General features: G+C 48.6%; 6 protein-coding genes and 1 pseudogene. 6 read left to right on the top strand and 1 reads right to left on the bottom strand.

What is annotated here, in order from left to right; genetic code table 11:
* The first annotated feature begins 16 nt into the window (after positions 1-16).
* The 6 genes and pseudogenes from recC to K0H61_RS08285 all read left to right on the top strand — a co-directional run bounded on the left by recC (position 17) and on the right by K0H61_RS08285 (position 12,057).
* Positions 17-3,739, top strand: a complete 3,723-nt coding sequence (recC, locus tag K0H61_RS08305; RefSeq protein ID WP_220052210.1) for an exodeoxyribonuclease V subunit gamma — start codon at positions 17-19, stop codon at positions 3,737-3,739.
* On the top strand, positions 3,736-7,467 hold the full coding sequence (gene recB, locus K0H61_RS08300) for an exodeoxyribonuclease V subunit beta (protein WP_220052209.1): 3,732 nt from the start codon (positions 3,736-3,738) through the stop codon (positions 7,465-7,467). Before recC ends, recB begins: the two co-directional genes overlap by 4 nt.
* Positions 7,464-9,545, top strand: coding sequence for an exodeoxyribonuclease V subunit alpha (recD, locus tag K0H61_RS08295; RefSeq protein WP_220052208.1), 2,082 nt, complete (start codon positions 7,464-7,466; stop codon positions 9,543-9,545). The genes recB and recD overlap by 4 nt, the downstream gene beginning before the upstream one ends.
* 289 nt (positions 9,546-9,834) lie before the next feature.
* Positions 9,835-10,611 (top strand): annotated as a pseudogene (locus K0H61_RS17815) (PAS domain-containing protein); the annotation flags it as partial.
* Positions 10,612-10,641: 30 nt separating this feature from the next.
* On the top strand, positions 10,642-11,139 hold the full coding sequence (locus K0H61_RS17810; RefSeq protein ID WP_258406045.1) for a methyl-accepting chemotaxis protein: 498 nt from the start codon (positions 10,642-10,644) through the stop codon (positions 11,137-11,139).
* Between the two features lie 264 nt (positions 11,140-11,403).
* Positions 11,404-12,057, top strand: coding sequence for a 3'-5' exonuclease (locus K0H61_RS08285; protein WP_220052206.1), 654 nt, complete (start codon positions 11,404-11,406; stop codon positions 12,055-12,057).
* A gap of 96 nt (positions 12,058-12,153) precedes the next feature.
* On the opposite strand, the gene K0H61_RS08280 is transcribed toward K0H61_RS08285, so the two are convergent.
* Positions 12,154-13,194 (bottom strand): LacI family DNA-binding transcriptional regulator, encoded by a 1,041-nt coding sequence (locus K0H61_RS08280; protein WP_220052205.1) that lies wholly within the window; start codon positions 13,192-13,194, stop codon positions 12,154-12,156.
* Between the last annotated feature and the right edge of the window lie 143 nt (positions 13,195-13,337).

The raw sequence follows: 13,337 nt of genomic DNA, 5'->3' as shown, positions 1-13,337 counted from the left end.
ACATCAAGAGTCGAATATGCTTAAGTTGATCCAGTCAAATCAGATGGAAGTGCTCTGCGCCCACCTAGCGGCCTTTTTGCGCACGCCCTTACCCCACGCCAGTATCTTACAGAGCGAACATATTCTGGTTCAGAGTCCCGGCATGTCGACCTGGTTACGCCTTGAAATTGCACAGCAAAATGGCATTGCGGCGGCGCTTGAGTTTCCTCTGCCCTCAAGCTTTATTTGGCAACTCTGCCACCAATTACTGCCCAATGTCCCCAAGGAAAACGCCTTTACTAAGCCGTCAATGACTTGGAAGCTGATGCAATTACTGCCAAGGTTGTTAGCGCACGACGCCTTCGGTCCATTAAGGCATTACCTTAACCTGGATACCCTTGACTCGAAAACGCCAAATCAACACGAGTCACACCCCGTAAACGATCAAGATGATGTAAAGCTGTATCAGCTCTGCGGACGCATTGCCGACATTTTCGACCAATATTTAGTTTACCGCCCCGATTGGATTGCAGCCTGGGAAGCACAAGATACCGACAACGCGCCTCAGCTGAATAATGATCAGCAATGGCAACCCATCCTTTGGCGGGCATTGATTGAATTTAACGCGACTGAATTAGGCCAAAGCCGCTACCACAGGGCGAATCTTCATCGTGATTTGATTGACGCCCTGAAAAATCCACACACTTCGATAAGTAAACTGCCTAAACGGCTGTTTGTGTTTGGGATTTCATCCATGGCGCCGCAAACCATCGATGTGTTGCATCAACTTGCTGGGCGCATCGATGTGATTATTCTGAGCTTGAGTCCCTGTCAGCACTATTGGGGCGATATTATTGACCCACGTCATCGGGCGCGGATGGCTTTGCAATACGCAGGCAAGCGCCAATTAGCGGAGCAATGGGAAGATAAACTCGAGGTTGGTAATCCCCTGCTTGCCAATAACGGCAAGATGGGCCGCGAACTCTTAGACATGTTGCTCGAACTCCCTGAAGAACATTGTGACTTTGGTGATGATGTTTACCTTGCTCCCTGTGCCGATCCCAACGATGCTCACAGCAATGCCAGCATGCTCCAAGGAGTGCAGTACGATATCCTCGAGATGCAAACATTGGATCGGGTACTGGGTCCCGACGCCGAATTATACCAAGACGTCAGTCATCGCCGCATCCTAAAAGCAACCGATGAGTCCATCCAAATCAACAGTTGCCACAGCCCACTACGTGAAGTCGAAACTCTGCACGATCACCTGCTGGATTTACTCGATAGACACAGCTCGCTCACGGTAAAGGATATTGTAGTGATGATGCCCGATGTGGCCGCCTATGCGCCCTATATCGATGCGGTATTTTCAGCAAAGCAAGGACTTAACTTTTTACCCTATGCGATTGCCGACCGCGGCGCCGCGCAGGAATCTCCGCTCATTAACAGCTTTTTAAATCTGCTCAAGATTAATCAGAGCCGCTTTGGTCTGACCGACATCTTAAGTATTCTCGAAGTGCCGGCCGTGCTCAGACGCTTTCGTTTAAACGATGATGAGTTTGGGCTGATCCGCCGCTGGCTCGACGATGCGGGGGTGCGTTGGGGCCGCGATGAGCACAGTCGTGAGAAACAAGGTTTACCTGCCTTTAGTCAGAACTCCTGGGCCTATGGGATTAAACGACTGATATTGGGTTATGCCATGCGCGATGACGCGCCGCTGTACCATGACCAATTAGTGGTCGCGGGGATTGAGGGGCAATCGGCGCAGGCGCTAGGCAAGTTGCTGAATTTTATTGAGGTGCTCGATGAGACCGCCAAGCGCCTGCAAACTCGGCAAAACAGTCAGGTGCGTTTAGCCGAGTTAACCGCGCTACTCGATGCCTTTTTTGAGAGTGATGAAGAAGAGCGCGAGCAAATCCAGGAAATTCGTGAGGCCATCGTAAAACTCGAAGAGGAGCTGTTATCTGCGGCCAAAGCGCAATCCCTGCCCCCCATAGCGTCCGAGGTGGAGCAACACCTTACAAACCTTGATCTTAAGCGCAATAGCTTAGAAAACAATGGGCTCGAAATCAGTATCGATGTGCTTTCCCAATGGTTTAATCAACGCTTAACGGAATCCCGAGTAGGTCAACGCTATCTCGCCGGCAGTGTGAACTTTTGCACCCTAATGCCAATGCGTTCTATTCCCTTCAAAGTCGTCTGTTTACTGGGAATGAACGATGGCGTATACCCAAGGGTTCAACATCCAGTGGGTTTTGATTTAATGGCGCACTTTGGTGCCCGTAAGGGCGATCGCTCACGCCGCCTCGATGACAGATACCTTTTCTTAGAAGCGTTGCTGTCGGCGCGCCAGCAGCTTTACATCAGCTTTATAGGCCGCAGCGAGCGGGATAACTCCGAGCGTATCGCATCCATGTTAGTCTCAGAACTGATTGAATATTGTCAGCTATGTTATCTACCTGAATCCCTAGAAGCGCAGCTTCCCAATGTTAATAATGAACAAGCGAAAGAAGCGCTACTGGCTCGTATCTTGCGCCATCAGCCGCTGCAGCCCTTCGACGCTAAACTGTATCAAGTAGCGGCTCTAACCGATGGCCATCCAAACGACTTAGGCGTTAAACAAAGTTATTCCACCCAGTGGTGCCCGCCGACATTGCAAATCAGCTCTGACTCGCAGATTAAGAGCCGCTTTATCACCCCCGGCAGTAAGATTGTCTTGGAGGCTAGCCAAGCTGACAGCGACTTTGACGCCAACTGCGATGAGTTCATCGACCTCTCCGCCTTCATTCGCTTCTTTCGCAATCCGGCGCAGTATTTTTTCAATCGCACTTTAAAGGTTGATTTAAAACTTAATATTCAAGCCGACGATAACGACGAGCCCTTCAGTCTCGATGGATTACAGCGCTATCAATTGCAGGCCGAACTCATCGAAGATGCGCTCGACAGAAACACCAACGAACCCAGTGTCGAGTTAGTGCAGCGCTTAAAAGCCAGTGGCAGTTTACCTATGCCCCCCTTCGATGATTTGCTGCTTCGAGGTTACGCAAAAGATGTTGCGCCCATGATAGAGCGGACCTTGTTTCTCCGCGGTGAACAGGACACATTCGATGCCAATATCTGTTTGAACTTTACCTTAAATCTAGATGATAGCGCGCCAGCCAAACGTATCTGTCTTGAGGGGCGAATCGATGATATCTCGGCTAAGGGACTGGTCAGTTATCGCCCCGGCACGGCACACGGCAGGGATATTCTTGCCCTATACCTGCGCCACTTGTGCTTAATGGCAACAGGCTATAGCCAAACCAGTTATTTGCTGGATATGCGCTCATTCCATGCCTTGGCTCCGATTGCCCCCAAAGAAGCCCACAAGCTGTTAACCGAATTATTTTTGCTGTTTTATCAGGGACAACACTCGCCCCTGTGTTTTATGCCGCGAACCGCCCTTGCCTACATTCAGGCCGAAGGTGAGCATCTTGAACGCTTATTAGAAGCCAAAACCGAATGGTTAGATGAACAGGGTGAAAAAGGTGAAGGCCTAGAACCCCATTACCAACGGTTATTCCGCTTTCCAGAAGACTTTACTGAAGCGAGCTTTGGACATATTGCAGAGCGGATTTATCAGCCAATGGTAAGCCTGCTACACCAGGATAAACTCGATGCACTGGGGAATTTTGTGCTCAATAGTACCGCTCACACGCCTTCGACCGATGAGATACAAGCCTTAAGTGATGTGAATGGCGGCAAAGGAGTATCGGCATGAGTACTGCAAACAACAAAGACATCAGTGCACAACCGCTCAATCCGTTGACCTTGCCCTTTGGCGGCAGTCGCTTGATTGAGGCCAGTGCGGGTACGGGTAAAACCTATACTATTTCAGGGCTTTATTTACGTTTACTCCTCGGTGATGGCTTAAGCGCGCCGCTTACCTGCGAACAAATCCTAGTGGTCACCTTTACCAATGCCGCCACAGAGGAACTCAGGGACAGAATTCGTAAACGTATTCAGCTCGCCTACCAATGCTTTTTAGGCCTGCAAATCGACGATCCCTTTGTTCAAGCGCTATTTGATAACACCCCTGAGTCTGAGCGCGGCATTGCCCTGCGCCGCTTCGATTTAGCGCTAAAATCCCTCGATGAGGCGGCCATTTTCACCATTCATGGCTTCTGTCAGCGAATTTTATCGGATCTTGCCTTTGAGTCATCACTGCTATTTGAGTCAGACTTTACCTTAGATGACAGCGAATTTTTGCACCATGCGGTGCGGGATTTTTGGCGTGAGACCTGTTATCCCTTACCGGGTTTTTTAGCCCAGATTGTTGCTAAAGCCTTTGGTGAGCCCGATGGTGTGGTGAAGAAATTGCGCCCGCTGATTGGCGCAAGTACCGCCAAGCCCTTAAAGCCCGTGCCGGCGTTTGAAAAGCTCGCCGAATCGTTAAGCCAAAGTTTAGAGCGCTTTAAACTCGCCTGGCCCCGTGGCCGTGACGGCCTACTCGCGTTACTCCACGACCTGCCGTTAAATGGCGTGACCTTTGGTAAAGCAAGCGACAATTTTCCTAAACTTGCCGCCATGTTTGATGCGCTTGATAACTGGTATTCATTCGGGTTCGGTCTGCCCCCCGTTGAAGTACTCAAAAAACTGTCTTTATCGCAACTTAAACTCAATAAGGGTGGCGTTATCCCTAGCGCGCAGGAAGCACCGCTGCTGGATCATATGGAGCAACTCGCCCTCCTTATCGAGGATATTGAGCCCGCCTTTTTATACAGTGCCAAAGTGGGCATAAGCCGCCGTTTTGCCGAGCAAAAACAGCAACAGAATGTGCTTACGCCCGACGATCTGCTGACCACGCTCGCCACCGCCTTAACTCAAAATGCCGCCACCTTGCCAAGCGCGGTAGCCAAGCGTTTCCCCGTGGCGCTCATCGATGAGTTTCAGGATACGGATCCACTGCAGTTTGACATTTTTTCAACGATTTATCAGAGCAAACATCAACTCGATGAAGTGAGCGATCCTAAGACTAAACTCAGCTTACTGATGATTGGCGATCCCAAGCAGGCCATTTATGCCTTTCGTGGTGCCGATATTTATACCTATATCGAAGCCCGTAAGGAAACCGAGGAGCACTATTTCCTCGATACTAACTATCGCTCCAATGCGAATTTAGTGGCTGGGGTGAATCATCTATTTGCCCAGCATCCAAATCCTTTTATCAGTCAGGCCATTCCCTTCGATCGGGTTAACACGCCGCCAAGTGCCGCGAATAAGTGCCTCGTTGAAGCAAGCGGCGACAACTCGGCGCTAAGGTTAAAGCTGTTAAGTGAAGGTGAGAGTGGCCTGAACAAGACCACGGCGCGCCAACAACTGGCACAGGATGCGGCGAGTGAAATCACGCGTCTGTTGACTGAGGCGGCCAATGGCGAGTGCTTTACCCCAAAAGGACCACTTAAAGCCAAGGACATTGCTATTCTAGTCCGCGATCGCAATGAAGCGGCCATTATGAAGGCAGCCTTAAGCAAGCGAGGCATAGGCGCAGTATTTTTAAGCCGTGACAGTGTATTCAATACCCTAGAGGCACAGGAGATGGCGCTGATCCTCCGTGCTCTGGCTCATCCTAAGGATGAGCGCGCCCTGCGAAGTGCCCTCGCCACGTCACTCCTTGGCTTTAACGCCGAAGATATTCATGCCTTCAATCAGGATGAAGAACGCAGACAAGGGTTACTCGAGCAATTTTTTGAACTTAACCAAACCTGGCTTCGACGCGGCATCATGCCCGCACTCTTAAGCCTTGCCCAGCAAACCCAGATGATTGAGCGCCTGTTAAAGCCCACGGCGCCCGCAAGTTTAACCTATGATGACCCCGCACTTTTCTGCGATAACGAAAACAGCGGTGAACGCCGCTTAACGGATTTTCGTCACCTTGCCGAATTGCTACAACAAAAAGCCACCGAACTCGATGGCATCAATGCCCTACTCAATTGGTTTGAGCAGCAACTGATTGACGGTAACAGCAGTGACGAGCAGCAGCTTCGCGTCGAGAGTGAGCAAAATCTGGTGCAAATCGTCACCATCCATAAGAGTAAAGGGCTTGAATATCCCGTTTGTTTTATCCCCTTTGTCAGCCTTGCACGGGACAGCAGTCGTAAGCCAACGCCTATGCTGTATCACCGAACGACTGACGATGGCAGTCAACAATTAGTTTGGGATATTGAAGGCACTAATGAAGGCTATGAACTGGCGAAGGCAGAGATCCTCGCCGAGGATCTTCGCCTGCTCTATGTGGCGCTAACCCGCCCCGTGTATGTGTGTTACCTCTATATTGCTAACCACAGCCGTCAACTCAAGGATGGCATTAAAAGTTTTATCCACGAGACCGCCATCGGCTATTTGCTTGGCATCGATGATAAGGATTGTGATTTTTCCAGATTAGCCAACGCCGCACAATCCCTCATTAACGGGGTGGATGCAATTAGCCTAAGCGAGATTGATATCCACGCAATTGACACTAAATTGCCAAGCGCAGCGTCTGAGCACGCGGCACTTGGTGCTAAAGTGGTTAGCCGCAAATACACCACACCCTGGCGAGTCGGCAGTTATTCTGGGCTGATTAAAAACGCTGGCCATGGCAAAGCCGCACCCGGCGCCGACGATGAAGGGATTGAAGCCTTTGGCGTTGAGGTCGGCTTCCAAAGCCTAGGTGAGTTTGTTGAGCCCCAAATAGAAACTGATCTTTCTATCACACCTGCGCTCAATCGCTTTAATTTCGAGCGCGGCGCCAATGCGGGTAGCTTTATGCACTTAGTGCTGGAACTCATTGATTTTACCAACGCAGAAACTGAGCTCCCTGCAGCCTTACCTAAGGCGATGCTGCAATACGGTATTGGCGAGGAATGGCTGGAAGTACTTCAAGATTGGTATCTCGATGTATTAAGGACGCCGTTTGCCGCGGACGACAGTGTCAATGCCGACCTTTGCCTTGCAAAATTAGCCCCAAGCCAAACCTTGGTTGAGATGGAGTTTTACCTGCCGCTCAGTCGCCTTAAGGATCAGCAGCTCAACCAGCTATTACAGCAACATGGCTATAACGCTGCGCTTAATTTCGAAGAACTCAAGGGCATGCTTAAGGGTTTTATCGACTTAACTTTTGAATATAAGGGGAAGTTTTATATTGCCGACTATAAGTCTAACCACCTTGGCGACAACGTTACCGCCTATAGCCACATCGCATTAAAGACGGCGATAGGCGATCATCACTACGATCTGCAATACATTCTTTACACGCTTGCACTGCACCGCTATTTAAGCCTAAGGCTTAATCACTACGACTATGACGCCCATATTGGCGGCTGTTATTACTTATTTTTGCGGGGAATGTCGGCGCAGTTCCAGGGTTCTGGTGTGTACTATGATAAGCCGCCAAAGGCACTTATTTTAGCACTTGATGCTCTCTTTCAAGAGTCAGACATCATCGAACAACGAGGAGCCTTGGCATGATGCGTTCAACCCTTGGCCTTAATCAACACGCGTTAACTGCCGCTAATTGGCAGGATTTAGGATCTTTGCAACTGAGACAGCCGCTGACCGAACTGTTAAAACATTGGGAGCAGCAGCGAATTATCACCGCCCTAGACAGGCATTTTGCCCTCGAAATGGCAGCCATCCATCTTGAGGATGGTCAGGATCCCCTGTTTATTTTGCTGTGCGCACTCCTCAGTCAGCAGCTTTCTGCCCAGCACACTTGTTTGGTACTCGAGCATATTGTGCCGCTTAATCCCATGGCAGAAACCCAGAGCCACTGCAAGATCACCCTAGGATTGAGTGAGCTGCAGGAGAAAATATTAACCTTTGATGCCGTTGGCATAGCGGGCAGCAACAAGCCACTGATCCTAGATAACGGCAGACTGTACCTTGAGCGTTACCACCATTTTGAGACCGAGGTGGCCGATAAACTGCGTGCGTTGTCCAAACAAACCAAAACCATTCACCCCGATGACAGAGCCTATATTCAACGATTGTTGGCAGGACTGTTTCCCGCCAATCCCAACCAAACCATTGATTGGCAGAAGGTCGCGACCGCAACAGCCCTTGGTCGTAAGCTCTCCGTTATAACAGGGGGGCCAGGCACGGGCAAAACTACCACAGTGACTAAGCTGCTGTTATTGTCGCAGACAATGACCACCTACACGATTCGCCTCGTGGCGCCAACGGGTAAAGCCGCGGCGCGGCTCAGCGAATCCATTAAAGCCACTAAGGTGCGCTTGGCCGATGAGCTGAAGACTCGCCATATCGCCGAATTCACACCAGAAAATAGAACCGTGCTGCTAGAAGCACTCGCAAAGGTGCCTGAGGAAGCCTCGACCCTGCACCGATTGCTGGGCGTCATCCCCAACTCGCCACATTTTAGGCACAACAAGGACAATCCCTTAAGGCTCAATCTGCTGATTGTGGATGAAGCCTCAATGGTTGATTTACCTATGATGCACAAGCTACTCAGCGCCCTACCAGAGGAAGCTGGCATTATTCTCCTTGGGGATCAGGATCAGCTTGCATCGGTTGAAGCAGGCGCAGTTCTCGCCGACATTTGCGCCGGCCTTAAGGTGACGGATGCCAACCATGGCAGTTTTTGGCAGATGCGTTATAGCCCTGAGCAGGTCATTCATTTATCCGCCCTAACAGGCTTTAACTTAGATCAATACCAGGATATCGAACCGCAGATAGGCGACAGTCTGTGTATGCTGACCCACAGTCACCGCTTCAAGGGGGATGCGGGAATTGGCATACTGGCAAATGCCGTTAATCGCTCTGACTTAGCAGGAATTTTACAGGTATGGCAGCAAGGTCTTGCCGAACTCAAATGGCTTGAACATAGCCGCACCCATGGCCAAACCCAATCTAGCTTTACCGAGTTAGCCGACAATAGCGGTTTTAGCGCTTTACTTGAACAAGCTTGCCAACAGTACGGTAGCTACCTCAGTCAATTACAACAGAGCCTTTTGCACAATGGTCCTCTGCCTACACCGAGCGAAATCATTGCCAGCTTTAATCAATACAGGATCCTCTGCGCTACGCGCACTGGCGACTACGGCGTTGAAGGGGTAAATGCCCATGTGACAAAGGCGCTGGCCGCGTCAAAACTCATCAATCCCTTACAGGAATTTTATTTAGGGCGGCCCATCATTATCCAGAGTAACGACTATAACTTGGGCCTCTTTAACGGCGATATCGGCTTAATTTTACAGGATCAAGAAAAACCAGAGCGCTTGATGGCACACTTTATTAAGGCAGATGGTAGCTTACTAAAAGTGCTTCCCGCACGATTGCCCAGTCACGAAACCTGTTATGCCATGACAGTACACAAGAGTCAGGGAAGTGAATTTAGCCGCGTTGCCTTAGTATTGCCACCAATGCCAAGTCCAGTTCAATGGCAGCTATTAACCAAGGAGTTAGTGTATACCGCCATCACCCGCGCTAAAGCACATTTCACCTGTTTGGGCACCCAGGAGGTATTTGAACGTGCAAGCAGTCAGGCAACCCAGAGAGCATCGGGGCTCGCCACGCGCCTTTGGTGCTAGTTAGCCAATGACGGATGAACCAGATGAGCTCAATGACGCAGCCGATTGCGTGCATTGAGGTAAAATCATGCCAGTACTCAACCACGATGAGTCGACAAAACTCATAGCTTATGCTTGGTGGATGAAATTATTAATATCTATCAGATGGATAAACCTTAGCGACTGCTATATGTTTATTTAAGGTATAAGAATTAGAGGGGTTATGTCGCCCCTTTCTTAGGTAGACAACACAAAGCCGTAATGATGTTTTCTATTAAAGTAACATATTAATTTATATAGGAATGACATTATGTTTTGGTGGAAATCCAAATCGAAAAACACGGATGAAACAGCTCAATCATCACCCAATCAACGCCAGAATAGTGATCACGAACTCGAGGCTATCCGTGCCTACACAGCCTATATTTGCTTCTCACCCGATGGAAAAATTCTGGAGGTCAATCCGTTATTTTTGGATGTTGTTGGCTACCAAGAAGCGGAAATCCTGGGTAAACATCACAGGATGTTTTGCCCTAACCACTACAGTAACAGCTTAGAATATCAACAATTTTGGCAGGATTTAGCCTTAGGAAAAGCCTTCAAAGGCACTTTTATGAGGCTTAAAAAAGACCGTTCCCCGGTTTATCTCGAAGCCAGTTATTTTCCCGTCAAAAATGGCCATGGGGATGTTATCAAAATCATCAAAATTGCCAATGATGTCACTCAAGCGCAGGTAGAACTAATGGCAAAGAATGCCATACTTGATGCCCTAGACACTTCCCAAGCTGTGATTGAATTTGAACCCGATGGTACTGTGATTACCGCAAACAAAAACTTCCTCGACATTATGCATTACCGGCTAGATGAAATTAGAGGAAAACACCATAAGATATTCTGTGATAACGAATTTTATCGCACCAAACCCGATTTTTGGAAACGTTTAGCTAATGGCGAGCATTTTACCGGGCGCTTTAAACGGCTAGATTCCAATAACAATGTTATTTGGTTAGAGGCGACCTATAACCCTATCCTCGATTCATCGAACAAAGTGTATAAAATCGTTAAGTTTGCCTCCGATATCTCCTATCGCGTTAATACCGCCCTACAGGCCGTGGACATGGCGGCTGCCACATCTGAGCAAACCTCACAGATCACCACTAATGCAGTGCAAGTACTTAACGAAGCAGTCTGTACTTCCCATCAAATTGCAGAGCAAGTTAAAAATGCCTCGGAAATTGGCGGCGAGTTGCTGGTTCAGTCGAAAAACATTAATGATATCGTTATTACCATACGCGGGATTGCCGAGCAGACGAACCTACTTGCCCTCAATGCTGCTATCGAAGCCGCACGGGCGGGCGATTTAGGTCGAGGTTTTGCCGTAGTGGCCGATGAAGTGCGAAAACTGGCTTCTCGCACCGCCAGTGCCACCAGCGAAATCGCGGCGGTTGTGCAGCAAAATACCGATTTAATTAAAGATATTGACGAGCAACTCGGCTCAATCACTAATGTTGCCCTACATGGGGAAGACAGTATCAACCATGTCGCCGCAGGCTTAGCCGATGTAGGTAATGGTGTGAATCAATTTGTCGCCATGGTTGAGCAATTACGCCCCTAAGCTGATGTTGATTGCGATAAAAACCATTTTATCGCAATCAAATGCCCGACTCACGTTCACACAACTCGATTTACATCTGATTTTTAAAGAAAAAATTTAAATCCCCTCCCAATACCTCAATATCTAATACAATTCAAACTTAATAACAATTAAAAATCTATTATCAAAATTTTTGATTTAACAATCACACCAACAACCACAGAGTTGATTATCGATTAAAATTTTGAGCTACTATCACAAATATTTATTCACCACATCGAGCCTATGCCCCAAATTGCCTCTCTAAAATCCCCTGCCCATAGCCCAGCCCACACGGTTGTAGTACTGGACTTTGAAACGTCAGGACTGTCCCCCAATCAGGGCGATCGTGCCATCGAGATAGGTGCAGTGCTCATCGAAAATGGCGTGATTACCAAGCGGTTTTCACAGTTAATGAATCCAGGTTTTAGGATTAGTAGCTTTATCGAAGATTACACTGGCATCAATAACCAGATGCTTAAGGATGCACCTCCCTGTAAGGAGGTGATGCAAAGCTTTGCCGAATTTATGGGGTGTCACCATTTAGTTGCCCATAACGCCGCCTTTGATAGACGTTTTTTAGAGGCAGAATTCGCCCACTTTGGTCATGAGTATTCTGGACAATTCAGTTGTTCCTTATTGGTTGCACGGCGTCTCTATCAAGGTGCGGCGAATCATCAATTAGGCACGCTGGTCAAATACAAAGGCTTGCCCAATGATGGCACCTTTCATAGGGCTCTGGCCGATGCACAGATGACCGCCCATTTATGGCTAAGCATGCTTGATGAACTTAAGATCGAGTATGGCATTGAGAACCCGCCATTTAGTCTGATGCAAAGAATTGCGACTAAGAATAAGACGGAAGTGGGTCGTTTTTTGCGCCAATATGCAAGGGGCTAACACAAGGGAAGCACAGAATTAAGCCTTAAGCATAATACGGATAGCGTAGGGTGAACGATGGGCCGACATGTATCGGCTCATCGGGCATTACAAGGACTATAGGCTAAGTGGATTATCGATGCCGCAAGAGCTGCGAACCACTAAGGTAGTCGGGATGAGCTGCGGACTCACTGACTGACCGCGAATCAACTTCAGTACACTTTCCACCAAAATCTCTCCCGCTAGGCGAGTATTTTGCTTAATCGTCGTGAGCGGTGGATTAGCAAAACTGGCGACAGGGATATCATCATACCCCACTACCGCGACTTGTTCAGGTACGCTTATCCCCTTCTCTTTTAGTGCTCGAATTGCCCCAATGGCAATCAAATCGCTCGCTGCAAAAATTGCATCGAATGTCACGGCTCGCTCAATCAGGGTCATCGCCGCATCGTAGCCTGAGCTTTCGGTGCTAATCGCATCAACCTGCCTAAAATTGTTTACCTCAAGCTGGGCGGTTTCCAGTGCTTTGACATGGCCTAGGTAGCGATCGCGAAATTCAGGGCTATGACTCGAGGCGTCACCAAGAAAGGCGAAGGATTTACGTCCAAGGGATATCAAATGTTCTGTTGCGATTAAGCCACCTTGGTGATTATCGCAACCGATAGACAAAACCGACTTATGGTTATGCTCGGCTCCCCAGATCACAAAATGGGTGTTTTGCTCCAATAACTTTTCCAGCTTTTGCTCGTAATCCATATAGTCGCCATAACCGAGCAAAATAATACCGTCGGCCTTATTACTGTCCTCGTAATCGGCATGCCAATCACTGGATAACTGCTGAAAAGACACTAATAAATCATAACCCTGCTGCGCCGTTGCCCGCGTAATAGACCCCAGCATCGACAGGAAGAAGGGGTTAATAAGTGAGTCATCATTAGTGGGATCTTCACACAAAAGCAGCGCCAAGGTATGACTGTTTTGAGTCCTTAAGTTACTGGCGTTTTTATCAACCTTATAGTTGAGCTCCTTGGCGATGGCTTGAATACGTTGCCGGGTCTCTAAATTCACCAATGGACTGTTACGTAATGCCCGTGAAACCGTTGACTGGGATACACCAGCACGATAAGCAATATCAATCGAGGTCGCTTTCGATGCCATAGTTGAGGTCACCATATTTATCATTTGGGGCGATACTAAAACAGTTATAACGCCTTGTATACACGCAGCTTGAGCCCGTTCGCTGGTCAAACTTAATTAAACTGTAAGTTGAGTTACAACCTTCCTTGGGGAACAGCTCGCTC

The sequence above is a fragment of the Shewanella acanthi genome (genome assembly GCF_019457475.1).
Classification (GTDB): Bacteria; Pseudomonadota; Gammaproteobacteria; order Enterobacterales; family Shewanellaceae; genus Shewanella; species Shewanella acanthi.
This window is presented reverse-complemented; position numbering and strand designations above follow the sequence as displayed.

Coding starts and splice junctions, on each gene's coding strand:
- recC (WP_220052210.1), top strand. CDS start 17: ATGCTTAAGTTGATCCAGTCAAATCAGATGGAAGTGCTCTGCGCCCAC.
- recB (WP_220052209.1), top strand. CDS start 3,736: ATGAGTACTGCAAACAACAAAGACATCAGTGCACAACCGCTCAATCCG.
- recD (WP_220052208.1), top strand. CDS start 7,464: ATGATGCGTTCAACCCTTGGCCTTAATCAACACGCGTTAACTGCCGCT.
- K0H61_RS17810 (WP_258406045.1), top strand. CDS start 10,642: ATGGCGGCTGCCACATCTGAGCAAACCTCACAGATCACCACTAATGCA.
- K0H61_RS08285 (WP_220052206.1), top strand. CDS start 11,404: ATGCCCCAAATTGCCTCTCTAAAATCCCCTGCCCATAGCCCAGCCCAC.
- K0H61_RS08280 (WP_220052205.1), bottom strand. CDS start 13,194: ATGGCATCGAAAGCGACCTCGATTGATATTGCTTATCGTGCTGGTGTA.